At 58.8% G+C, this 22,786-nt stretch carries 20 protein-coding genes and 1 tRNA gene; 10 read left to right on the forward strand and 11 right to left on the reverse strand.

The genetic code is table 11. The annotated features are described in order from the left end of the window. Window position 1: 1 nt before the first annotated feature. Window positions 2-3,574, forward strand: a complete 3,573-nt coding sequence (locus QYQ93_RS11010) for a transporter substrate-binding domain-containing protein (protein ID WP_043050241.1) — start codon at window positions 2-4, stop codon at window positions 3,572-3,574. Between the two features lie 134 nt (window positions 3,575-3,708). Beyond that, on the forward strand, window positions 3,709-4,131 hold the full coding sequence (locus tag QYQ93_RS11015) for a chemotaxis protein CheY (RefSeq protein ID WP_043050229.1): 423 nt from the start codon (window positions 3,709-3,711) through the stop codon (window positions 4,129-4,131). 227 nt (window positions 4,132-4,358) lie between these two features. On the opposite strand, the gene QYQ93_RS11020 is transcribed toward QYQ93_RS11015, so the two are convergent. After that, window positions 4,359-5,441 (reverse strand): 3-deoxy-7-phosphoheptulonate synthase, encoded by a 1,083-nt coding sequence (locus QYQ93_RS11020; protein WP_043050230.1) that lies wholly within the window; start codon window positions 5,439-5,441, stop codon window positions 4,359-4,361. 617 nt (window positions 5,442-6,058) lie between these two features. Between QYQ93_RS11020 and QYQ93_RS11025 the strand changes: the two genes are divergently transcribed. Together QYQ93_RS11025 and QYQ93_RS11030 are read left to right on the forward strand one after the other, a co-directional pair. Continuing rightward, the gene (locus tag QYQ93_RS11025) at window positions 6,059-6,808 is read left to right on the forward strand and encodes a carbon-nitrogen hydrolase family protein (RefSeq protein ID WP_338476902.1); all 750 of its coding nucleotides are present in this window, start codon (window positions 6,059-6,061) and stop codon (window positions 6,806-6,808) included. Further along, window positions 6,809-7,255 carry a GNAT family N-acetyltransferase gene (locus QYQ93_RS11030; protein WP_043050232.1) on the forward strand — a complete coding sequence of 149 codons (447 nt, stop codon included), beginning with the start codon at window positions 6,809-6,811 and terminating at the stop codon, window positions 7,253-7,255. Window positions 7,256-7,290: 35 nt separating this feature from the next. On the opposite strand, the gene QYQ93_RS11035 is transcribed toward QYQ93_RS11030, so the two are convergent. Then, the gene (locus tag QYQ93_RS11035; RefSeq protein ID WP_046072005.1) at window positions 7,291-7,530 is read right to left on the reverse strand and encodes a DNA-binding protein; all 240 of its coding nucleotides are present in this window, start codon (window positions 7,528-7,530) and stop codon (window positions 7,291-7,293) included. An 82-nt stretch (window positions 7,531-7,612) separates the two neighbouring features. Between QYQ93_RS11035 and QYQ93_RS11040 the strand changes: the two genes are divergently transcribed. From QYQ93_RS11040 to QYQ93_RS11060, 5 genes are all read left to right on the forward strand, one after another. Beyond that, window positions 7,613-7,978 carry a helix-turn-helix domain-containing protein gene (locus QYQ93_RS11040; RefSeq protein WP_043050234.1) on the forward strand — a complete coding sequence of 122 codons (366 nt, stop codon included), beginning with the start codon at window positions 7,613-7,615 and terminating at the stop codon, window positions 7,976-7,978. Between the two features lie 151 nt (window positions 7,979-8,129). After that, window positions 8,130-8,771: a response regulator transcription factor GacA gene (uvrY, locus tag QYQ93_RS11045; RefSeq protein ID WP_003190387.1), complete on the forward strand. Its 642-nt coding sequence runs from the start codon at window positions 8,130-8,132 to the stop codon at window positions 8,769-8,771. Window position 8,772: 1 nt separating this feature from the next. Next, on the forward strand, window positions 8,773-10,596 hold the full coding sequence (gene uvrC / locus QYQ93_RS11050) for an excinuclease ABC subunit UvrC (RefSeq protein ID WP_043050236.1): 1,824 nt from the start codon (window positions 8,773-8,775) through the stop codon (window positions 10,594-10,596). Window positions 10,597-10,628: 32 nt separating this feature from the next. After that, on the forward strand, window positions 10,629-11,189 hold the full coding sequence (pgsA, locus tag QYQ93_RS11055) for a CDP-diacylglycerol--glycerol-3-phosphate 3-phosphatidyltransferase (protein ID WP_043050237.1): 561 nt from the start codon (window positions 10,629-10,631) through the stop codon (window positions 11,187-11,189). 60 nt (window positions 11,190-11,249) lie between these two features. Further along, a tRNA-Gly gene (locus QYQ93_RS11060) sits at window positions 11,250-11,325 on the forward strand. 87 nt (window positions 11,326-11,412) lie between these two features. Here the strand turns inward: QYQ93_RS11060 and QYQ93_RS11065 are convergent. Continuing rightward, window positions 11,413-11,712 (reverse strand): hypothetical protein, encoded by a 300-nt coding sequence (locus QYQ93_RS11065; RefSeq protein ID WP_043050238.1) that lies wholly within the window; start codon window positions 11,710-11,712, stop codon window positions 11,413-11,415. 416 nt (window positions 11,713-12,128) lie between these two features. Between QYQ93_RS11065 and QYQ93_RS11070 the strand changes: the two genes are divergently transcribed. Then, on the forward strand, window positions 12,129-12,389 hold the full coding sequence (locus tag QYQ93_RS11070) for an XRE family transcriptional regulator (RefSeq protein ID WP_124377382.1): 261 nt from the start codon (window positions 12,129-12,131) through the stop codon (window positions 12,387-12,389). 590 nt (window positions 12,390-12,979) lie between these two features. On the opposite strand, the gene QYQ93_RS11075 is transcribed toward QYQ93_RS11070, so the two are convergent. The 8 genes from QYQ93_RS11075 to QYQ93_RS11110 form a co-directional block, all read right to left on the reverse strand. Beyond that, window positions 12,980-13,171 carry a hypothetical protein gene (locus QYQ93_RS11075; RefSeq protein WP_124377383.1) on the reverse strand — a complete coding sequence of 64 codons (192 nt, stop codon included), beginning with the start codon at window positions 13,169-13,171 and terminating at the stop codon, window positions 12,980-12,982. Between the two features lie 12 nt (window positions 13,172-13,183). After that, the gene (locus QYQ93_RS11080) at window positions 13,184-13,651 is read right to left on the reverse strand and encodes a hypothetical protein (RefSeq protein WP_124377384.1); all 468 of its coding nucleotides are present in this window, start codon (window positions 13,649-13,651) and stop codon (window positions 13,184-13,186) included. 128 nt (window positions 13,652-13,779) lie between these two features. Next, window positions 13,780-14,583, reverse strand: a complete 804-nt coding sequence (locus tag QYQ93_RS11085; RefSeq protein WP_338476903.1) for a DUF6708 domain-containing protein — start codon at window positions 14,581-14,583, stop codon at window positions 13,780-13,782. An 85-nt stretch (window positions 14,584-14,668) separates the two neighbouring features. Further along, complete coding sequence (locus QYQ93_RS11090; RefSeq protein ID WP_338476904.1) at window positions 14,669-15,442, reverse strand: DUF6708 domain-containing protein; 774 nt, start codon at window positions 15,440-15,442, stop codon at window positions 14,669-14,671. 85 nt (window positions 15,443-15,527) lie between these two features. Beyond that, window positions 15,528-16,328, reverse strand: a complete 801-nt coding sequence (locus tag QYQ93_RS11095) for a DUF6708 domain-containing protein (RefSeq protein ID WP_338476905.1) — start codon at window positions 16,326-16,328, stop codon at window positions 15,528-15,530. A 158-nt stretch (window positions 16,329-16,486) separates the two neighbouring features. Further along, the gene (locus QYQ93_RS11100; protein WP_338476906.1) at window positions 16,487-19,813 is read right to left on the reverse strand and encodes a T6SS effector BTH_I2691 family protein; all 3,327 of its coding nucleotides are present in this window, start codon (window positions 19,811-19,813) and stop codon (window positions 16,487-16,489) included. Next, the gene (locus QYQ93_RS11105; RefSeq protein WP_338476907.1) at window positions 19,810-20,391 is read right to left on the reverse strand and encodes a hypothetical protein; all 582 of its coding nucleotides are present in this window, start codon (window positions 20,389-20,391) and stop codon (window positions 19,810-19,812) included. The genes QYQ93_RS11100 and QYQ93_RS11105 overlap by 4 nt, the downstream gene beginning before the upstream one ends. A 350-nt stretch (window positions 20,392-20,741) precedes the next feature. Beyond that, complete coding sequence (locus tag QYQ93_RS11110; protein WP_338476908.1) at window positions 20,742-22,772, reverse strand: type VI secretion system Vgr family protein; 2,031 nt, start codon at window positions 22,770-22,772, stop codon at window positions 20,742-20,744. Window positions 22,773-22,786: the final 14 nt, after the last annotated feature.

The raw sequence follows: 22,786 nt of genomic DNA on the forward strand, positions 1-22,786 counted from the left end.
GATGAGCCTGTTACCCCTGATCGCGGTGGCCCTTGACGAGCCCCACGCTTTGCGTCTGCTGGGGCATTCTCATATCGAAACTCCCGAAGTGACGCTGGACGAGGCTGATTGGCGTTGGCTGCGCGAGCGGCGCACGCTGTTGATGGGAGTTTCCGCCCCCGATTACGCGCCTTTTGACCTGACCAATAACAACCTCGAACTCGAAGGCATAACTGCCGATTTTGCCGCACTGATCGGCCAGGCGCTGCATATCGGCATCGAAGTCCGGCGCTACGATACCCGCGACGAAGTGATCGAAGCCCTCAAGCAGGGGGCCGTGGATTTTCTCGGGTCGGCCAACGGCTACGAAGCGGCCGACCCGCAACTGCATCTGTCTCGCTCCTACGCCAATGATCAACCGACACTGGTCACCCGCACCGGTGAAAGCCAGGTGTTGAGTGACGACCTGGCGGGCAAGCGTGTGGCGATGCTGTACCACTATATGCAGCCCGACGCTGTTCGCGCCTTTTACCCCGATGCCCAGTTGGAGCTGTTTGCATCGACCTTCGAAGCCATCGGAGCCGTGGCATTCGGTCGTGCCGATGTGTATCTGGGCGACGCTATCAGCACCAATTACTTGATCAACCGTAACCACCTCAATAACGTGCGCATGGCCGATTTTTCGACCCTGGAGGTCAACCCGTTTGCCTTCGCCGTGGCCCGTGACAATGCCCGTCTGTTGCCGATCCTGAACGCCGCGCTGGAGGCGATTCCTGCCAGTGAGCAGATGGAGATCCTGCGCCGTTGGAGTGGGGGCAACCTCGGTATCGTCGGCGTCGATCGGTTGCAACTGAGTGCCAGTGAGCAGCGCTGGGTGCAGAAGAACCCACGGATCAAGGTCGCAGTGCTGAACAACTTCCTGCCGCTGTCATTCATCAATGACCAGGGGCAGTTCGAGGGGTTGAGTGCCGAGGTGTTGGCGCGTGTCAGTTTGCGTACCGGCTTGAAGTTCGATGTGGTCCCGGGCACCTCGCTACCGCGCCAGATCAATATCGTCAATGCGGGTACGGCGGATATGCTGGCGGTCGTGACCCCCAGTGTCGAGCGCGCCGAGAAGGTACGGTTTACCCGACCCTACCTCACCAACCCCTTTGTGCTGGTGACACGTAGTGGGGATTACAGCCCGGCCACCCTGGAAGATATGCTCGGCAAACGCCTGGCAATGGTGACTGGCAACGGCTTGCACGATGAAATCGCGCAGAATTTTCCAGGCATCACGTTTGTGGACGTAGAAAACCCGGAGCAAGCCATGGCGTTGGTGGCCAAAGGCGACGCCGACGGCGCGGTAAACTCGCTGATCAGCGCGCGTTATGTGATAGCCCGGGATTATCGCGACCGTTTGCGTATCGCCAGTACCGTCGGCACCGAGCCGGCACGCGTGACATTTGGAGTCAATCGCAGTCAATTGGAGCTTTATTCGATCCTGGACAAGGCGCTGCTGAGCATCACCCCGCAAGAAATGGACGAACTGATCGGACATTGGCGCAGTGAGATCATCATCGAGGACAGCTATTGGCTGCGCCATCGCAACGTCATTCTCCAGGGTTTCGGGCTGGCGGCACTCTTGCTGGTGATCACGCTGGGTTGGGTCATCTATCTACGCAGTCTGATTCATAAACGCGTGCAGGCCGAGCGGGCGCTGAGCGACCAGATGCGGTTCATGAGCGTATTGATTGATGGCACCCCGCACCCGATTTATGTGCGCGACCGCCAAGGGCGGCTGATGGCTTGCAATAACGCTTATCTTGATGTTTTCGGGTACAAGCTCGAAGACGTGATCGGCAGGACCGTGGTGGAAACCGACACCACCAATCTGCCCCAGGCCCAGTCGTTTCATGAGGATTATCTGCGCCTGATGGCCGGCGGCGAACCGCAGATTCATGATCGGATACTCAAGGTGCCCAGTGGCGAGATCCTGACGATTTACCAGTGGATGTTGCCGTACCGCGATGGTGACGAGAAGGTAGTGGGCATGATTGCCGGCTGGGTGGATGTAAGCGAGCGACAACGCTTGCTTCGCCAGTTGCAGGAAGCCAAGGACGATGCCGATGCTGCCAGCCGAGCCAAGACGACCTTTCTGGCAACCATGAGCCATGAGATCCGCACGCCAATGAATGCGGTGATCGGCATGATCGAGCTGGCCCTGAAAAATGCCGAGCAGGGGCGGGCCGACAGGGATGCGCTGGAGGTGGCATCGGTGGCCTCGCGCGGCATGTTGGAACTGATCGGCGATATTCTCGATATCGCGCGAATCGAGGCCGGGCATTTGTCCCTGGCCCTTGAACCAGCCAATCTGCAAGAACTGCTGGCCTCGGTGGCCCGTGTGTTCGAAGGGTTGGCGCGGGCCAAGGGGCTGGCGCTGCAGGTTGAACTCGACCCATTGATTGATAGGGTGGTGCTGGTCGACCCGCTACGTTTCAAGCAGGTGGTGTCGAACCTGCTGAGCAATGCGATTAAATTCACGGCCAATGGCCAGGTAACACTTGGGGCCAAGGCAGGGCTGGAAGGCGAGCGATTGCGCTTGCAGTTGTGGGTGCAGGACACCGGTATCGGTATCAGTGTCCAAGACCAGCAGCGTTTGTTCAGCCTCTTTATCCAGGGTAGCAACAACGAACAGTCGGCGCGTAGCGGTTCTGGGCTGGGTTTGGTGATCAGCCGCAATTTGTGCGAAATGATGGGTGGCCAGCTGCACTTGAACAGTGTGCTGGGGCAAGGCACCCGGGTGGATGTGACGTTGGCATTGGCCATGACCAATGCAGTGCCCGCGCAGGCAGCACCGATGGAAAACTTGCCCCCCCCGAACCGTGCGCTGAGCATTCTGGTGGTCGACGACTACCCGGCCAACCGTCTGTTGCTGGCCCGGCAATTGAGTTTCCTCGGGCACCGTATCATCACCGCCGAGGATGGTGTACAGGGGCTCGAACAGTGGCGCAGTGGTCAGTTCGATTGCGTCATTACCGATTGCAATATGCCCTACAAGAACGGCTATCAGTTGGCACAGGATATCCGTGCACAAGAGCGCGAGTGGGGATTGTCGCCTTGCCTGCTATTGGGGTTCACCGCCAACGCACAACCGGAAGAAACCGACCGCTGTCGGCAAGCAGGCATGGATGGCTGTTTGTTCAAGCCTACCGGGCTTGACGATTTGCGTTCAGCGCTGGCGTCGCGCGCGGCGGACACTGCCCTGCTGCGCGTGGCAGCTTTTGACTTAAGTACCCTGATTGCGTTGACAGGGGATGACCGCCCCGCGCTTATCGAGTTGCTGGCGCCGTTGCTTGAGAGCCTGAAGGCCGATCGTGCCTTGCTGTCCCCGCTGCAAAGCCAGGCAGACTTCGCCAAGCTGCACGACCTGGCCCATCGCGCCAAAGGCGGCGCTCGGATGGTCAAGGCTTACGGGCTGATCAGCTGTTGTGAGGCATTGGAACAGGTGTGTGAACAGCAGGACCGCCAGGCATTGGGGTCGACGGTCGAGGGCGTGGGTGAAGCGATTGAAACCTTACATCATGGTCTGAGCGTTTATTGCAATCTGTCTTGACTGCGGTTGATCGCCATTCGGAGAATTTGGGAGAACTCCTACGTGAACGGGGAATATGCCTGATTTTGTCGTCGGCATATGTCTGGAAAATGGGTCGCGCTCACTGCCGAGCACAGCCTGTCCAGGGGTTTGCCATGCCGAACAAAGCACTGACTATCCTGATTGCCGATGAGCAGCATCTGCAACGTTTATACATCGAGAAAATGCTCAACCAGTTGGGGTATTACCGGATTGTGCCGGTGCAAACGCTCGAAGAGGTACAGATTCTGACCGCCATTCCAGCCGAGCCCTTCGATGTACTGATCATCAACGCGAGGCTGATGGCTCATGCCTTTGGGGCCCAGGCCCAAGTGCGCCACGTGCTGGTCTATGACCACCCGCAATCGAATGCACCCACGGGCGTAATGCCAGGGCTGCGGGTACGCCTGCCCGGGATGCCGGACAACCTCAATCTCGAACACTTCATGGATATCATCGACCCACCGGAAGCCAGTCAAGGCCTGCGGGTATTACCGTGGTTGCGGGAGTTGTCCCGTATGCCGGTGGCAGGGGCCTAGTCCCACATCGGCGCGATGCCCTCGGGGCTGGTCAAACGATGGCCAAGCTGCAGGGCGGCAATCAGCTGGCGAGTCCTGTAGGAGCGAGCTTGCTCGCGAAAAAACGTCAACGATAACGCGTGCTTTCTGAATGAACGCGGCACCGGTGAGTTTTTCGCGAGCAAGCTCGCTCCTACAAAAAGTTCTAAATGATTTGCATCAGGGCACGCCGCACATTTTGCCCTGCGTCAATCCGCTGTTTTGTGGTGTTCGCGCAAGCGCTCTGCCGCACTGCGTAGCAGCTGCTCGGTAGCGTCCCACCCCAGGCAACCATCGGTCACCGACACGCCGTATTTCATCGACGCACTCAATGGCTGGCAACCCTCGAACAGGTGGCTTTCAAGCATCATGCCGATCAGCGATGTATCGCCCTGCAAGCGCTGCTCCAGTACCTCGTTGAATACTGCCGGTTGACGCAACGGGTCTTTGCCGCTGTTGGCATGGCTGCAATCAACCATGATCCGCGCTGCCACCTTGGACTTGGCCAGGTCATGCTTGATCTGGGCGACGCTTTGCGCATCGTAGTTCGGCCCACGATGACCGCCGCGCAGCACCAAGTGGGTGTCGGGGTTGCCCGGGGTCTGGATGATCGCCGGATGGCCCTGGCTGTCGACGCCGAAGTGGCGATGGGGGTGTGAGGCAGAGCGCATCGCATCACAGGCAATCGCGACGCCGCCGTCGGTGCCGTTCTTGAAGCCCACGGGCATGCCCAGGCCGCTGGCCATCTCGCGGTGGATCTGCGACTCGGTGGTGCGTGCACCAATCGCGACCCAACTGAGCAGGTCATCGAAGTAGCCGGCGGCCATGGGTTGCAGCAGCTCGGTCGCGACCGGCAGGCCCAGGCGCAGCATTTCGCGCATCAGCTCCCGCGAGAGGCTCAGGCCGGCGGCCATGTCATCGCTGCCATCCAGGTGCGGATCGTAAGCCAGGCCTTTCCAACCGATGGTGGTGCGGGGTTTTTCGACGTAGGCACGGATTACCAGCAGCATCTGGTCGCTGACTTCAAGCGCGAGCTTCTTCAGGTTGCGTGCGTATTCCATGGCCGATTCCGGATCGTGGATCGAGCACGGACCGACAATCACCAGTAAGCGTGAGTCTTGGCCATTGAGGATGGCGCGCGCAGCTTGGCGATGGGCGTGAATCTGTTCATTGAGGAACGGGCTGAGGGGCAACTGATGCTTGAGCTCCAGGGAGCTGGGCAGGCGCTGGGTCAAGGCTTCATTGGCGCTGTTCAGGGCAGAGACGGGCAAAGCGGCGACGGAGGAGTTCATATTCAAGGCTTCCTGGGCAAGCGGCGGGCGATTCCCGCACGCTTGGCCTACTGGGGTGTTCGACAATTGGCCGTATCGGCTGTACGTGTTGGCTTGCCACCAAGAGGTGACCGGTCGGAGGCGGCAGGCTGTCCCGAACGGAGCTGGCTAAATCGCCATGCAGTGCAAGTGTCGTAGCGGTAATAAGTGGTGTAGTTCATGGTGCGGTTCCTTTAAGTTCTTGATCAAACAAAATAAAAAGAGGCTGAAAAACAAAACCCCCGGTCGGGGAGCCGACCGGGGGTTTAGATTTCTCTGGTAGGCGACCCCTTGAGTAGTGGGCGCCGATTTCAGGTATCAGGCGCGCCAGTGGCTAAACCAATACCCAAAATAAAAGCCAGCCAGTGCGCTCGAACCGTTCACGCAGGTAGCCGACACCGAGCGCAAGGCGCTGGCAGCAGGGCAAACCTGAGTGTGGGTGAGTTGCAACATGAGTAGCTCTCCAAATGTTGGGGGGAGCTTACTAGAGGCGTATGGGAGGATTCAATCAGTAATTTCTATGGCGTGGGGGGACTTACGGCTATGGGTGTGTGCCGATATGCTGACGACACTTAAACAATGATTGCCAGGACGCGACCATGACTGCCTTGACCCTTGCTGCGGCACAAACCTTTTCCATCCCGGGCGATGTTGCGGCCAATATCCAACGGCACCTGGTCATGATGCAGGCTGCGGCCGAGCACGGTGTGCAATGGTTGGTGTTTCCGGAACTGTCGTTGACGGGCTATGAACCATTCCTGGCGGCGGACCTGGCTATCGCCCCGGAGAGTGACGTATTGGCTCCGTTGCGTGAAATGGCGCGGGAATTGCGTTTGACAGCTGTGGTGGGTATGCCGGTGCGGCTGGCGCCACAAGCGGGTGTACTGATTGGTGCGCTCGTGCTGGGAGCGGACGGTTCAATTGGCGTCTACACCAAGCAGCATCTGCATTCTGGAGAAGAACTGGCATTTACGGCCGGGCAGGGTGGCGAGATCCTTGATTGGGAAAGTGAGCGCATTGCGCTGGCGGTGTGCGCGGACTTTTCCCACGCCAGCCACCCACGCCTGGCGGCGGAATCGGGCGCCACGGCATATGCCGCCGGCGTGCTGGTCAGCGAGGGTGGCTACGCGGCAGACAGCGCACTGCTTCAAGGGTATGCGTCGGAGCATGGCATGCTGGTGCTGATGGCTAATCATGGTGGCCCTTCGGGAGGCTGGACCTGTGCCGGCCGCAGCGCGGTCTGGACCGCAGACGGCAATTTGCTTGCCGCTGCGCCCGGTGTCGGCGATGCGTTGGTGATCGCCCATCGCGAAGGCGGGTTGTGGACTGGCCAAGTGGTAGCCCTCTGAATGACGTTTCACTTGCGCCAGGCGACGGACCAGGACCTGCCCTTTGCCCGAAGCCTCACCTATGAAGCCATGAACCGCTACTACCTGCAGTACGGCTTGCTGTGGTCCAACGCCGGCTTCGATACTGCGTGGGCGGGTCGCGAGAACTGGCTGGTGTGCAACGATGATGGCGTAATGGGGTTTGTCAGCCTGAGTCGCGACGAAAAGGCGTTGTATATCCGCGAGCTGCACATGCTGGAGTGCTGCCGCAAGCAGGGGGCGGGCAGTTGGGTGCTGGAGCAGATGGCGCTCAAGGCACATACCGAGGGCCTGGGCTTGCTACGCTTGACCGTATTCAAGACCAACCCGGCAAGAAGGCTATATCAGCGCCAGGGGTTGAGTATTGTGGGTGAAGAGGACTGCTTCTGGCGCATGGAGTGTGAATGCCGGGCACCCACCTCGGACTAAAACAGTCACGCCGTACGAATAAGCGCATACTGCCGTCAGTTAACGCCTTGCTGATCTTGGGTTCGAGCTTCGGGCTCATCCACGATAATCCCTTCTTTCATGCCCAACAGGACCGCCACCTTATGGGCTTCTCCACGCCGTCCCTTTTTTCGCCCAGCGAGCACTTGATAGGTGGTTGCCGGGTCCACGCCATGCTCCCGGGCAAACGCTTGAACTGATTTTCCTTGGTGTTCAAGCCAAGCCTTGGCTTGTGCAGCAGTGCGGATACCGGGCATAGTTCAAAACCGTTCAAGTTTGTTTAATGAAGTGATGGTGTATCACCTCTTGGGGTGTGCCAATTTAGGATCATACATCCAAATGAGTGGAATCGGTTCGCGCTTAAGGCAAGAAAGAGAGCGGCTTGGCCTGTCGCAGAAAGTTTTTGGTGAAATCGGAGGCGTGGAAGCCAACGCACAAGGCAAATATGAAAATGGCGGTCGTGCGCCTAAGGCGGACTATCTGTCTCGTGTCGCCGAAAGGGGCGTGGATATCCTGTACGTGTTGACCGGCAGCCCAACGCCGATCCAACTGGATAACCTCAGCAAGGTCGAAGAAAAAGTACTGGGCAACTATCGCGCGATGCTCAAGGAAGACCAGGATGCAATCCGTCGCTTGACCAGCACATTGGCCGAGCATTCATCCGTATTGAACGGAAAATCCAAGCCCACCGCCCCGGATTCCTGACCTTTCACCCAGGAAACAGCGCTGTTTGCCCCCCGGCGAACAGCCGCAGCGCGTCAAAACTCTATATATATGCCACTTGCACCTAGGTCTGCGCCTTGGTTTTTTGCTAAGGTGTTCAGCAATCTATAAGACCATATCGCGAGGTGTCTGCTTGATTAGGGTGCTAGTAGTCGATGACCATGATCTCGTTCGTACAGGCATTACACGAATGCTGGCTGACATCGACGGCCTGCAAGTAGTCGGCCAGGCCGAGTCCGGGGAGGAATCCCTGATCAAGGCCCGAGAGTTAAAACCCGATGTGGTGTTGATGGACGTCAAGATGCCGGGCATCGGCGGCCTGGGCGCCACGACCAAATTATTGCGCAGCCATCCCGACATCAAGGTCGTTGTGGTGACGGTGTGTGAGGAAGACCCGTTTCCGACTCGCCTCCTGCAGGCCGGTGCAGCCGGTTATCTCACTAAAGGCGCGGGCCTGGCGGAGATGGTGCAAGCCATTCGCCTGGTGTTTGCCGGCCAACGCTATATCAGCCCGCAGATTGCCCAGCAATTGGCCATCAAGTCTTTCCAGCCCACCAGCGATTCGCCGTTCGATGCGCTGTCGGAGCGGGAAATCCAGATTGCCCTGATGATCGTCGGTTGCCAGAAGGTGCAGACGATCTCCGACAAGCTGTGCCTGTCGCCCAAAACCGTCAACACCTACCGCTATCGTATCTTCGAGAAGCTCGCCATCAGCAGTGATGTTGAATTGACCCTGCTCGCGGTGCGCCACGGCATGGTGGACGCCAGCGCCTGACATGACCACGCCGTTTGATCCAAGTGCCTTTCTCTCAACCTGCAGTGGCCGCCCCGGCGTGTACCGCATGTTCGACAGCGAGGCGCGCCTGCTGTACGTGGGCAAAGCCAAGAACCTGAAGAACCGTCTGGCGAGCTACTTCCGCAAGACCGGCCTGGCGCCGAAAACTGCCGCTTTGGTGGCGCGTATCGCCCAGGTCGAAACCACCATTACTGCCAATGAAACCGAGGCGCTGCTGCTTGAGCAGACGCTGATCAAAGAATGGCGGCCGCCCTACAACATCCTGCTGCGCGACGATAAATCCTATCCCTATGTGTTTCTATCGGACGGCGATTTCCCACGTCTGAGCATTCATCGCGGGGCGAAGAAGCAGAAGGGCAAGTATTTCGGCCCCTATCCCAGCGCGGGCGCGATTCGTGAAAGCCTGAGCCTGCTGCAAAAAACCTTTTTTGTGCGCCAGTGCGAAGACAGCTTCTACAAGAACCGCACGCGGCCGTGCCTGCAATACCAGATCAAGCGCTGCAAGGCGCCCTGCGTAGGCCTGGTGGAACCGGCAGAGTACGCCGAGGATGTGCGCCACTCGGTGATGTTCCTCGAAGGGCGCAGCAATGCGCTCACCGATGAGCTGTCCGTGGCCATGGAGCAAGCCGCCAGCACCCTGGATTTCGAGAAGGCCGCCGAACTGCGCGACCAGATCTCTTTGCTGCGCCGGGTCCAGGACCAGCAAAGCATGGAAGGCGGCACCGGCGACGTCGATGTGATCGCCGCCTTCGTCAACCCGGGGGGGGCCTGTGTGCACCTGATCAGCGTGCGCGCTGGCCGAGTGCTGGGCAGCAAGAACTTTTTCCCGCAGACCGGTATCGACGAAGACGTCGCTGAGGTGATGGCCGCGTTCCTTGGTCAGTATTACGTCAGCAGCCCCGAGCGCGACCTGCCGTCGGAGCTGATCGTCAACGTGGTGCACGAAGATTTCCCCACCTTGATCGAGGCCATCCATGAGCTTCGCGGCCGTGAGCTGGACATCAGCCACCGCGTACGCGGCACCCGCGCGCGCTGGCAGCAACTGGCTGTGACCAACGCCGAACAGGCCCTGGGCGCACGCCTGGCCAATCGTCAGCATGTTGCCGCACGCTTCGAAGCCTTGGCCGAGGTCCTCAACCTGGACGAGCCGCCTCAACGCCTGGAGTGCTACGACATCAGCCACTCCAGCGGTGAAGCCACGGTGGCCTCTTGCGTGGTGTTCGGGCCGGAAGGGCCGATCAAGTCAGACTACCGGCGCTACAACATCGAAGGCGTTACCGCCGGGGACGACTATGCGGCCATGCACCAGGCGCTCACGCGGCGTTTCAGCAAATTAAAGGACGGGGAGGGCAAGCTGCCCGATATCCTGCTGGTAGACGGCGGCAAGGGCCAACTGTCCATGGCCCGTGACGTGCTCAACGAACTGGCTGTGCCCGACCTGATCCTCCTTGGCGTGGCCAAGGGCACCACGCGCAAGGCCGGTTTCGAGACGTTGTACTTGAATGATGCCGCCCATGAGTTCACTTTGAAGGGCGACTCACCCGCGTTACACCTGATTCAACAGATCCGCGACGAAGCCCACCGTTTCGCCATCACCGGCCACCGGGCTCGGCGTGGAAAAACCCGGCGAACCTCAACCCTGGAAGGGGTCGCAGGGGTTGGCCCGACACGGCGTCGCGACTTGCTTAAACATTTTGGTGGCTTGCAGGAGCTCTCCCGTGCCAGCATTGACGAAATAGCCAAAGCACCCGGTATCAGTAAAAAGCTCGCTGAGCTGATTTATGCAAACCTGCACAGCGAATAGAATGCCTTCTCACCTCGTAGCCAGTTGTGCCGATGAATATCCCTAATCTGATTACCGTTCTACGTGTCCTGCTTATCCCGATTTTCATTCTGCTGTTCTATTTGCCGTATGAATGGAGCTATGTAGCCTCAAGCTCCGTGTTCGCCTTCGCAGCCGCCACCGACTGGCTCGACGGCTACCTGGCGCGCCGCCTGGAACAGAGCACGCCCTTTGGCGCGTTTCTTGACCCGGTGGCCGACAAGCTCATGGTGGCCGTCGCCCTGGTGCTGCTGGTGCAGGAACACGGCAACCTGTGGCTGACCCTGCCGGCTGCGGTGATCATCGGCCGCGAGATCGTCGTCTCGGCCCTGCGCGAATGGATGGCCGAAATCGGCGCCCGCGCCCACGTCGCCGTTTCGAACATGGGCAAATGGAAAACCGCCGCGCAGATGCTCGCGCTGGTTATCCTGCTGGGCAATCCATCGGACTTCTCGTTCTGGGTCCTTACGGGCTACGCCTTGCTGCTGATCGCCGCCGGCTTGACCCTGTGGTCCATGCTCCAATACCTGCGCGCCGCCTGGCCGCATCTGCGCACCACCGTGGAAAAGAAATAAAACTTTTTTGAATCAAGGGCTTGACGGGTGCTGAGGATTCTATAGAATGCGCATCACCAAGCGGGAATAGCTCAGTTGGTAGAGCACGACCTTGCCAAGGTCGGGGTCGCGAGTTCGAGTCTCGTTTCCCGCTCCAAGCATTAAAGAAAAAAGCCACTCTAACGAGTGGCTTTTTTTTGCCTGCGATTTGGGGAATAGACGCTTTGGCGTCCGGATGTCGGGCTTACTTCGTGCAGGTCAGCCGCGAGTACGTCGGCGGCTCAAGCAGGATGCCCGGGGTCATGAATGTCGAGCAGTTGAATACGCGGCCCTTTGCTGTCGTGGCTTTAAATGTCAGTTCAGCACCACCCAGGAAGTCTTCCTTGCCTTTGGTCACTGGGCCCATGGTCAGCTCATCCGTTGAGGCGAGGCCGATCGCTTCGGCGGTGACTTTGTGCATTTGCAGAACATTGGGGGTGGTGGAACAGCCTGTTAGCAGGCTGGCCAGTACCAGCAGTAAGAGGGTGGTTGAGGTTTTGGTCACGGGTGGCTCCTTGCGAGTGGCGGCGGCAGCGAGCAGGGCGTTCTGCTACATGCCGCCTGTTCGAATCTTCGAAGGGACAGGGATTTGCCCTACGGCTGCGGAGTCTAGGAACACGTAATTGCTCCCACAATCACTTGGACGAAATCGAGACGGAACCCACGGCAGATATTTCTGGATCTGTAGGAGATCAGCTACAGCAGGGTCTAGCGGCCCGTTGTTGCTTATCGGCCACGCGGGTGCACGCTGACTGATCAAGCTATGGACGCGGCCCCTGTTCGATTGAAATCAGCGCATTGTCGTGTTCAACCGACGGGGCTTTGCAGCGCGGAAATTGGGCTAGGTGAGCGTCGTGTTTATACTCAGTGAGCCCGCGTTGTGAACGGGAAAAAAGCAGGGAGTTACACAAGGAGCAAGGAATGGCCATTGGGCAAAGGAAAGAAGCGTGTACGGAGCGACAATCAATGGCGCTTCTGAATGTCAGCGCGGAATGCTCCGGAGGGCGTCTGCGGGCGGTGTTGAGTGAGTGCAAGATCTCGCCAATGGATTTTGCGCTGTTTTTGAAGATCAGCCCCCAGCGGCTGAACAACTGGTTTGCGCGGGGCATCCCACACTCGCAGCTTGATAGGATCGCACGGCTGTTGAGCGTCAACGCCCACTGGCTGAAAACAGGAGGCTGAGGAGTGGTTCCTGGCGACAAGAGCTGGAGCGCACAGCAGAGAGGCCCAGGCAGACGGGGGCTAAAAGTCAGCTATGTGATTGGCTTACGGCGTGACGGCTCGCAACGGTAATCAACTTCTGGCGGCCATTGGCTTGACGTACATCGCGCTCGGCGAGCCGGTAGACGCCTGGGTCCTTGACCAGAATGACGGAATATTGATTGGCGATAGCCTAGCCAGCACAGGCTTCAGGACGCTGCCTTTGAAGAGCAATGGCAGCGGGTCGAGCAGATCCTGCCGGATCAGGGCGTCGACACAGCGGGAGATGGTCAGGCTACCGAAGGAAATCGAGGCTGCGGGGTGACGAAGGCGGGCATGGAGATATGCAGATCCGCCACGGCGATAGGGTTTCATACTCTAGAAAGGCAGAGCGTTTCGGCGGCGAGGTCGCGGTCACAAACACGTGCGTAATGGCGTGGCTTGTGGGGTCGGCAAGTACGCTTCAGTTGGGTAGGAAAACTCCATCTGGAAGGTGTTGGCAACAGGCTCCCGGCAACGTTTTCAACCCCACAGGTGCTTCATTGTTCGCTGACAGGTACCTGTGTCTCTTCCTACTGCTTCGGGTGTTCGGCCCGGCTGGTTTCCTTGATCGCAAAGAACAGACAGCGCACAGCTTCACGATCCTGTTCTGACAATAAACGGTAGTAGCGGATCAGTCGCTCTTCCTCTGGGTTGAGCTGTCGGGGCCGCAGGGATGTACCGAGGGCGGTACGCAGTGAGGGAAAAAACGAATTATTTAGCATGATCCAAGTTCTTCATGAGATGAATGGACGCGTGGGCTTCTTGCCCAGAACAACTGAATACATAACGTTTATTGTAGAAAAGGGCTCGTCATTTTTCGTGACTGCTGAGTATTTCAGATGGGGCCGTCGGAAGTGCTTGGCAAAGGTGTAGGAGCGATCTTTCAATGGAGGTGGAAAACACGCGATGAGGGGCGCTACCGCGGATCGGGTCCTATGCGGTGCCTGAGAGAACCGGGTGATGTTGAAGTTCTCGCAGGTGATGCGGGTGCGGCTGACGGTGATGGTTTCGTCCTGGCCGACCTGGCTGCCTCGGACCGCGCCAATCTGGTCGCCGGTGGCGGTGTGCTGCTGGTTGTAGCGCGGGTGGGTGAAGGTGTAGTCGCGCTGCACCTGGCGCGCAGTACGCACTTGTTCGGTAGAGTGGAAGCGGGTCAATGCCGGTTCCGTAGCATCACCGCCACCCATGGGCTGGTAGATCACCGGGCCCTGCTCTTTGCCGTGGATGCTGATACGCGATTTTGCCGACCGCGCTGCTGTCGACGATTTCCAGCGAGTAGGGCGGCGCCAGGTCGTGAGGGATATAGGCTGCTTCGGTTGATGGCTTGTATTCAGGGCGCGGTGCGTGACTCGAGGTCTATTTCGGCTGGCCATCGCACTTTGGGGGCCAAGCGACGCGCGAGATTGAAGGTCACGTCCTCGTTGTTCCAGTCACGAGGTGGGCGGGGGAAAGTGGGCAAGGCTTGCGGGCCTTGTTGCATGAACAGTTGGGCCATGGCCCAGTACATTTCGCCTTGTTGAATCTCGTGGGCGAAATGAAAACGATCTATTACCTGGTGGGTGCCAGGTTTCACCACGGCGAGGGTGACGGTTTCGATGAGGCCGCCACTGCCCATGGGGCCGTACACGCTGCAGGCTTCGGCACGCAGGTTATCCCAGTCATAGACTTCGATTCGCACGCCCCAGGCGGTGCGGCTGAAGGGTCTGAGGCCGTCGCGGTAAAAGCGGTATACATAGACTTTGCGTCGGAAACGGTTAAAGCGGATGGGTTCGTCGCGGGGGGGGGCAACGTCCATTCGCCAGAAGTAACTTCCCAGCCATATGCCGATGCCTATCGGGATAAGCTCCAATAATTTGGATAACAAAGACGAAGGGGATGGAGAACTGGCGTGGATCATTATTAGGAACATTGTTAAGGACAGTGTTATTGCAAACAGGAATGCGGCACACCAAATGCCCACGCCACGCATTCTCACTGTAGCGCGTGCCAGTTCAAGATATACATCGTCAACATGATTGGGGGGATTCGATAGTACGGGAGGATACGGTTCATTGGAGGGCGAGTCGTTTGGTCCTGGCAGGTCGTGCTTCCAGCCAGGAGCAGGTTTGTCGAGTAAAGGCGTTTTAAATACCATGATGAGCAGTTCCAGTTCGGGGTGATCGCCGCTTGTATCTTTAGCCGGTCGTCGTATTAAGGCTGCTTCGGTTGATGGCTTTTATTCAGGGCGCGCTGCGTGACTCCAGGTCTAGTTCGGCTGGCCATCGCACTTTGGGGGCCAAGCGACGCGCGAGATTGAAGGTCACGTCTTCGTTGTTCCAGTCACGAGGTGGGCGGGGGAAAGTGGGCAAGGCTTGCGGGCCTTGTTGCATGAACAGTTGGGCCATGGCCCAGTACATTTCGCCTTGTTGAATTTCGTGGGCGAAATGAAAGCGATCAATTACCTGGTGGGTGCCAGGTTTCACCACGGCGAGGGTGACGGTTTCGATGAGGCCGCCACTGCCCATGGGGCCGTACACGCTGCAGGCTTCGGCGCGAACGCCCCAGGCGGTGCGGCTGAAGGGTCTGAGGCCGTCGTGGTGGAAGCGGTAAACATAGACTTTGCGTCGGAAACGGTTGAAGCGGATGGGTTCGTCGCGGGGAGGGGCAACGTCCATTCGCCAAGCGTAAACGCCCAGCCATATGCCTGTGATAAATCCAATAGGCCCAAAAAAAATCAGTACTAAGGGGGGCGCGCTTTGCTCCGTCACAACAAACATAATCAAACTGATCGGAAAAGCCATGGACATCATGAATATAAAAGGAGCTATCCAAACACCAACCCCACGAGTCCTTACTGTGGCCCGTGCCAATTCAAGGTACACATGGTCAGCATGATTGGGTGGATTCGATAGTACGGGAGGATACGGTTCATTGGAGGGCGACTCGTTTGGTCCCGGCAGATCGTGCTTCCAGCCAGGAGCAGGTTTGTCGAGTAAAGGTGTTTTAAATACCATGATGAGCAGTTCCAGTTCGGGGTGATCGCCGCTTGTATCTTTAGCCGGTCGTCGTATTAAGGCTGCTTCGGTTGATGGCTTGTATTCAGGGCGCTGTGCGTGACTCCAGGTCTATTTCGGCTGGCCATCGCACTTTGGGGGCCAAGCGACGCGCGAGATTGAAGGTCACGTCTTCGTTGTTCCAGTCACGGGGCGGGGTGGGGAAAGTGGGCAGGGCTTGTGGGCCTTGTTGCATGAACAGTTGGGCCATGGCCCAGTACATTTCGCCTTGTTGAATTTCGTGGGCGAAATGAAAGCGATCAATTACCTGGTGGGTGCCAGGTTTCACCACGGCGAGGGTGACGGTTTCGATGAGGCCGCCACTGCCCATGGGGCCGTACACGCTGCAAGCTTCGGCACGCAGGTTATCCCAGTCATAGACTTCGGTCCTTACGCCCCAGGCGGTGCGGCTGAAGGGGCTAAGGCCGTCGCGGTAAAAGCGGTAGACATAGACTTTGCGTCGGAAACGGTTGAAGCGGATGGGTTCGTCGCGGGGAGCTTCGGTGTCCATTCGCCAGAAATAGACGCCACCCCACAGTGCAGCAGTAAATGCCAAGACCAAGAAAATGCTTGGGATAAGCGGTGGCGCTCCCTCCTTTAATATGTAGGCGATACACATGACGGGGGCAGCTATTGCAAGCGAGAACATAAAAGGAGTTAACCAAACACTAACCCCGCGAACCCTTAAAGTGGCACGCGCCAGCTCAAGGTACACATCGTCAACATGATTGGGCGGATTCGAAAGTACGGGAGGACACGGCTCACTGGAGGGCGATTCGTTTGGACCCGGCAGATCGTGCTTCCAGCCAGGAGCAGGTTTGTCGAGTAAAGGTGTTGTGAATAGCATTGGAGTAGTTCCAGTTGGGGTTGAGAGCTGTTTTTTTACCTTCGCTTCAAGCGGGCAGCAGGCAACCAATAAGCAGGCACACTGTTGATGATCACCAGCGATTGTTGCTAGGGGAAAAGTAGGCAAATGCCCATGCCAAGTTCACCCAAGGCTGTGGTTTACAAGCTATCCATCAAGATGAGCTCGGCATAGGCATCGTGAATGTCGCGATCGGGCCAGTAGGTTACCGACAAGGTCGCCGCTTCAATGTTGTGCCGACGGCGGTCGGGCAACAGTACAACCGCGCCTTTGATATCGTTGAGCTGCGAGGTACGGTTATCGGGCAACGAGACGGTGCGAACTTCCTGCGTGGGCAGGGTGCTGTCGGCCCGGTAGTCAGGCTTGTTCGGGCGTTTGGGCACCGCCAGCGCCGCTCGGCGTTCGCTGGCTGCGGTTGCCAGGGTGGGGGGATCCAACTCGCCTTCGGCCAGCACTTCGCCGCCGGTGTACTGGTTGGCCGAGCCGTCGCCGTGGCGATGAACCGTTAGTGACCAGCGATAGGCCGACCGGTTGGCGTCGAAGAACGGCAGAACCAGGCGATATTCGAGGTGCAGTTCATGGACCTGTGCGCCCACACTACCCATGGGGCCACCCCAGCTATGTGAGCCGCTATCGACGATTCGTAAGCGGAAGCTGACACCCGCCTCTACACCCAAGGTTGCGGCATTCAGTTCGGCGATGGCGATATGGGCATGTTCAGGTTTGTTCCAATGAATGGGAGGATCTTCATTGTGTTTACCGAAATAACACCGGCGTGCCCAGCGATCGAGAGGTGTTGACTCTTCCCCCTCTGCCCATTTGTACAACCCATATCCAGCTAGACCGAGAAATATGGCTATACCAAGTGGACCGAGCAGCGTGCTGGCTGCGGTGGCGGCAGCCCAGACACCAAACCCTGAGCCAACTGCTGAAAGCAGCGTGGAGATTCCATATCCCCATGCAGCGGAAGTATCACCCCCCTTCCAAGTACGACTAGCAGCAAACCCCGCTCGCGTAGCATCGTACAGCCCCGCCACAGCACCAATACTCCCCCCAGCCCGTATGAATACGTTGCCCACACGTGCAGTCGATCTTGCGGCAGTCATCGCCTGGGCAGACAAGCTGCCCGCCTTCTGCATCTGCACCGCCCCTTTTTCCAAGGCGATGCCTACAATTTCCACCCCTCCACCCAGCACCCCCAAACTACTGCCATACAACGCCAACCTGGCCTCAACGGCTTTTTCGCCCATGGCTTTCTCCGCTTCCTTGAGACTTTTGTTCAGCGAGTCGCTAAGCAGGTACATCCCGCCCATCGCCATCAAAAACTCGCTACTGCCGACCACGCCACGCAACCCGGTAAAGCCGCTGCGAACCCATCCAGCCGCCAGGTACGAGGACACCTTGACCCCCTGCAGCACCTTGCGCGCCTGCGGGTCCAGGGTGCCAACCCCGACGGCGATTTCGACTAGCGCAGCGTGGGCACCTTTGCCCAGCTGATCCACGCCGAGGTTGGTCTGGCGCATCAGGCTGTCCTGCAGTTGGGTGACCTGGCCTTCCACCCAAACGCTGAGGGTCACGCTGAGGTTGGCTATTTTCGGGTCCAGCACCGCCAGGCTGAGCAGGCCGCCCTGGATCAGCGGGCGCACTTGCTTGCGCGTCTTGCGGGCCTCATCGTCGATTTTGCCCAGCTCGTCCTTGAGGCCTTCCCAGGTGCGGTCGATGGCATCAGCGGCTTTGCGTTGCAGGTTGCGCAGGTGCTCGCATTGCAGGGCGTAGTATTCACCGAGCTTCATCTTCACCTTGAGTTCGGTCAGATGAATACCGTTGTAGAGCAGTTGGCTGGCACTGTTGATACGCGAAACCGCCCGCCCCACGCCAGGGCCGAGTGACGGTTGCAAGCGGGCGGCAGCGGCATTGAGGGCGCCGAGAAGCTGCGCCATGGCATGCTGTAGACGGGGGCGGACATGCTGCTTGAAGTCGTCGTTGGCGATGAGCTTGGTAATGGTGGAATAGAGCTTTTCGCTGTCGTTCCAGTCGCTATCACCTGTGGCATTGAAACTGGGCAACAGATCGGCCAGCAAGCCTTTGTCACGTAAGAGAAGGGCGCGGTAGATCGGGCTCTGTGGGTCGTTCAGCCATTCACTCCACAGGGAGGCGGTATGGCCGTCATCTTGAGTCGCGGGCACCTCACTGATGCCGCCCTCCAGGCACAGCGCCATCGTCTGGCTGTAGGCCCGCCCTGATGGGCGGTCATTACCGTCGTAGTCATTTTGCTCTACACATGCAAACAGACTGGAGCGACACGCTGCCGCGTAGGCGTGCGCGCTCTGGTCGATGTAACGCTGATAATTGGCCCATTCCTGCTCATACAGTTGGTGAAACAGGGCACGGCTCTGTTCATCGTAGCGCTCTTCCAGTTTCTGGTTGTGGGCGAGTGTGCGCTTCTGGACGATCCGCTCGCGTTGCTGCTCAGGGCTGGAAAATACCGGTGGGCCATCACCGGTCACAGGCTCTACAGACGCCGGTAGGGGCGTCTGGCCTTCTGCCTGTTCGCGATGGACTTCGCGAATGGCCAGCAGTAACTGAGAGGTCTGATATTGATAAGCTCGGTCCGGGTCGTTCATCCAGGCCTGGCGCTGCTGGACCCAGCGGTTGCGGGTGTCGTTGAGCTCCTGCACCAGACCAATAATGTCATCCAGTACAAACGCAAGGACGCCTTGTTGGAGTTGATGCTGTGGGATGGCGTTGCGCAGGAAGCCCTTCAGTGCGCTCAGGCGATGGGCGCGGCTATGGAAACCATGCACGCTGTCGAATCTTGGCGCTACCTCTTGCGGCGGATGCTCATAAAAGCGCCAGTCGGTTTCGGTAGAGAGGGGCAATGGGCTCGTCGGGTGTTGTTGATATTCGTAGACCTGCTTGTCTACCCGCAGATTTTCATCCGTCATGGCCAGGCCAACGCTGGCAGGGTTGTCGCGTGCGCTGGCGAGGTCGAGTGTCTGGAATCGCTCTGAAGCATGACCGGCCTTGTAGGCGTCCAGCACGCTAGCAGGCCACGGGTCATTGGCAAAGGCCAGCCACGCTTGAGTGTGTTTGCTGGTGTCGATGTTGAGGAACGATGCCGGGCAATCGTGATTGGCCGAGACGCAAGCATCGGACAGCGGGGTCTCGTTGGCTGGCGCAGGTGCGTAGGGGTTGAATTGACGTAGATACCCGTCCGGGCTGACCTGATATGCCTGCCAGATTTTGCGATCCAGCAATACATACAGGTAGCCGGCGCGCAACGTGCGTAAGCCCAGGCGCGTATCAATGTGCACGGTATCCGGCCGCACCGGCTCATTCGGTGAGCGCGGCACCAGGGCGTGGCGCAATGGCAGGATGGGCAGCCCTATACGTTGACAGGCCTTGCATTGATCGTTTGAAACGGCGGTTTCGGCTATGGCGATGCTCAGTTGAGTGCCCAAGGTCATTGAAGTGCTCCGGCATGGGTCAGATCCGACACGGCCCGCTGCCAGGCGTTGTCGTTGTAGGGGGCCAGCAATTGGCTAAGCGGCGCTTGCCCTTGGACCGCTTGCTCAATCAACGCTCGAACGCCGGTGTGCTGGTGCAGGTGCGGATGCAGCATCAGGCGATGTAAGGCTAATGTAAGGATGTCGTCCTGGTGGCTAAGCCCAAGCTGGCGGGCTTGCTGGATCTGAATATAGGCCTGTGCCGCCGCTTGAGGCGGGAGTGCAGTAGGGCCGCTCCAGCGCGCAGGGGCATACGCCAGCGGCAAGCGAAGGGCGCGTCGCCAACTATTCAGTAAGGAGGACACCATGAGGGCGTCCAACTGCACGGCCGCCGCGCAGATACCCATGGCGGTGCGATGTTCGGGTTTGCCCACCAAAACGCTACCGGTACCGCTGCTGGTGGGCACCAGCCAGTGACGGATCGGCCACCAAGGCCCCTCATTGCTACGGAAGGTGCCAGCCAGCAACTCCAGGCGAAGGGGCTCATGGACCGGAAAAAACGCTCGGCCCTGCTCCTCGGGAAGTTGTCCGAGCGACACGATGTGGGCACTTAGGTCTCGGGATGGAGCGCTGCTACTGAGCCAGCCGCACACGTAACGTTTGTAACGCTCCAGATCTTCATGAGCGCGTAAGGCGGATAGCGTCAATAGTTCTTGCGACGGTGAGGTCCCGGGCGTGGCGAGGGCCACCAGCACTGGGCAGGCCGATGGCGTATGGATTAGATCGGGCCGATGCAGAGGCATGACGGCGTCATTGCCAAGCGTTTGACGCAATGCCTCGATATGTAACGGATCGTCTGCGGCGCAGTCGGCCAAGAGGTCGAGTAACACGTACAGCGTTGCATCGGGTGCATGCTGTTCGGCCACGAACGCATGGACGCTAGCCGGGGTCATCGTTTTTTCTCCACACAGCTCTGACCTGATTCAGGTTGCAACTGCAGCGCCAAGGCGTGGCCATTGCCTGGGGCCGTAGAGCTCACCGGACCACGTAGGGTTATCGCTACGCCATTGAGGTGGATTCCTTGCGCATCCAACGTGAGGCTGCCGCCGGGACTTTGAAAAACCACACGCTCACTGGCTTGCAGTTGATAGACCGTGGTGGTGTGGTGCATGCCTTGGCCAGCAGTTAGACGATGTTGCCCTGAGATCGTTTGCTGGCTGTGACCGCCCACTTCGCTTTGGTGGTTGGCCGTGGTGGTGTCGTAGCGATTATTGCCGACCTGCACACTGCGATCCCGGCCAATAGTTGCCTCATGGTCACGTCCGGTGGAGAGCGTGTGGTCTCGCCCGATCTCGTGGGACTGGTCGTTCCCGATTGTGATCTGTTCATCATTGCCTACTTGCTCTTTGCGGTTATTACCCACAAACGTTGTGTTGTCATGTTTGATATGGACGTTCTTGTCCTTTTCAGCGTGGATGTACAACTCTTCCTGCCCACGCTCATCCTCAAAACGCAGCTCATTGAAGCCTTCGCCCTTATGTGTACGGCTCTTGATGGTCATCCGCGTCTTGTGCTTGGGCAGCTCATATGGCGGCAGGTTGGTCTCGCGGTAGGTGCGGCCCGTGGCGATCGGTTGGTCAGGATCGCCGCTCAGGTAGCTGATCACCAGCTCCTGACCAACGCGAGGAATGGCCATGGCACCCCAGGTCGCCCCGGCCCAGCCCTGAGCCACACGGATCCAGCACGAACTCTGATCGTTGTTTTTGTCCGAGCGATCCCACGGAAACTGCACCTTGACCCGGCCCCATTCATCGCAATAAATCTCTTCCCCTGGCGGGCCGACTACCGTGGCGATCTGCGGGCCGTCGATGCAGGGTTTGTCGCACAGCGGCGCTTTCCAGTCGGACATCCAGTGGATCGCGCTGGCCTTCATTTCGTAGGAAGTGCCGCTGTCGCTGCCGAATGCTTCCTCCTCCAGACTGCTGTGCTGTTTGCCTTCGTGGGTAACAGCAATGGTGCGCCAACGATCATTGAAATCCTCACGGGGATGCTCGTTGAGGTCGAACGCCAACCCCGGTTGCAGTCGCGCATCGTCACCGGCCACATGCGCAAGCTTGGCGTCGTTGCGCAGCGCGGTCAGGCGGGTCTTGGTAAAGGGCTTGCCGGCGATGTCGCGCTTGTAGCGGCCGGGATAGTCGTAGCGTTCGTAGTCCTTGTGCTGGTTGTTCAGGTCCTGGTTGCCGGTGGCGGTGTGCTGCTGGTTGTAGCGCGGGTGGGTGAAGGTGTAGTCACGCTGCACCTGCACGGCAGTGCGCACTTGTTCGGTGTAGTGGAAGCGGGTCAACGCCGGCTCCATGGAGTCGCCGCCACCCATGGATTGGTAGATCACCGGGCAGTCGGTATGGGTGCCGATGGTGCCTAGCCCGCCGACGCGGTCGGTGAGGACCAGGGTGTGTCCGTCGGCGCGGTGTTCGAAGGTGTAGAGCAGGCCTTCTTCGGCGGCGAGGCGGGCGATGAAGTCGAGGTCGGTTTCGCCGGCCTGTACGCAGTATTCGCGGGGTTGGTGTTCGAAGCAGATTTCGCTGCGAATGTCGGTCAGTTTCTGCTCCGCAAGCACGCTGGTGATGATGTCGGGCACAGTCTGGGCCTGGAAGATGCGCCAGTTGGAACGCAGGTCGAAACGCGCCAGGGTCGGTTCGATGACGGCGGTGTAGCGGGTGCGACGAAAGCCGGTGTCGCCTTGGGTGAACAGGCTGACCAGGCCGTGGACGTAACGTACTGGAGTTTCGCCGCGCCAGATCGTGAACAGCCCCGCCAGGTCGAGTACCCGATTGAAGTCGATGGCCGCGTTGTGGCTGGCCAGTTGCAGTTCCAGTTTGAACGGCTGGGACAGGCCTTCTTCAAGCGTGAAGGACACCACGTCGAAGGCATCGCCTTTCAAGGGGACGAAGGTAAAACGCAAGTCGCATTGGCGGGGCATGGGGCCTCCATTTC

The organism is Pseudomonas khavaziana (assembly GCF_036704165.1).
GTDB classification, from domain to species: Bacteria; Pseudomonadota; Gammaproteobacteria; order Pseudomonadales; family Pseudomonadaceae; genus Aquipseudomonas; species Aquipseudomonas khavaziana.

Excerpts from the sequence above, each read along its gene's own strand:
- QYQ93_RS11010 (WP_043050241.1), top strand. The coding sequence starts at position 2 with ATGAGCCTGTTACCCCTGATCGCGGTGGCCCTTGACGAGCCCCACGCT.
- QYQ93_RS11015 (WP_043050229.1), top strand. The coding sequence starts at position 3,709 with ATGCCGAACAAAGCACTGACTATCCTGATTGCCGATGAGCAGCATCTG.
- QYQ93_RS11020 (WP_043050230.1), bottom strand. The coding sequence starts at position 5,441 with ATGAACTCCTCCGTCGCCGCTTTGCCCGTCTCTGCCCTGAACAGCGCC.
- QYQ93_RS11025 (WP_338476902.1), top strand. The coding sequence starts at position 6,059 with ATGACTGCCTTGACCCTTGCTGCGGCACAAACCTTTTCCATCCCGGGC.
- QYQ93_RS11030 (WP_043050232.1), top strand. The coding sequence starts at position 6,809 with ATGACGTTTCACTTGCGCCAGGCGACGGACCAGGACCTGCCCTTTGCC.
- QYQ93_RS11035 (WP_046072005.1), bottom strand. The coding sequence starts at position 7,530 with ATGCCCGGTATCCGCACTGCTGCACAAGCCAAGGCTTGGCTTGAACAC.
- QYQ93_RS11040 (WP_043050234.1), top strand. The coding sequence starts at position 7,613 with ATGAGTGGAATCGGTTCGCGCTTAAGGCAAGAAAGAGAGCGGCTTGGC.
- uvrC (WP_043050236.1), top strand. The coding sequence starts at position 8,773 with ATGACCACGCCGTTTGATCCAAGTGCCTTTCTCTCAACCTGCAGTGGC.
- pgsA (WP_043050237.1), top strand. The coding sequence starts at position 10,629 with ATGAATATCCCTAATCTGATTACCGTTCTACGTGTCCTGCTTATCCCG.
- QYQ93_RS11070 (WP_124377382.1), top strand. The coding sequence starts at position 12,129 with ATGGCCATTGGGCAAAGGAAAGAAGCGTGTACGGAGCGACAATCAATG.
- QYQ93_RS11075 (WP_124377383.1), bottom strand. The coding sequence starts at position 13,171 with ATGCTAAATAATTCGTTTTTTCCCTCACTGCGTACCGCCCTCGGTACA.
- QYQ93_RS11085 (WP_338476903.1), bottom strand. The coding sequence starts at position 14,583 with ATGGTATTTAAAACGCCTTTACTCGACAAACCTGCTCCTGGCTGGAAG.
- QYQ93_RS11090 (WP_338476904.1), bottom strand. The coding sequence starts at position 15,442 with ATGGTATTTAAAACACCTTTACTCGACAAACCTGCTCCTGGCTGGAAG.
- QYQ93_RS11095 (WP_338476905.1), bottom strand. The coding sequence starts at position 16,328 with ATGCTATTCACAACACCTTTACTCGACAAACCTGCTCCTGGCTGGAAG.
- QYQ93_RS11100 (WP_338476906.1), bottom strand. The coding sequence starts at position 19,813 with ATGACCTTGGGCACTCAACTGAGCATCGCCATAGCCGAAACCGCCGTT.
- QYQ93_RS11110 (WP_338476908.1), bottom strand. The coding sequence starts at position 22,772 with ATGCCCCGCCAATGCGACTTGCGTTTTACCTTCGTCCCCTTGAAAGGC.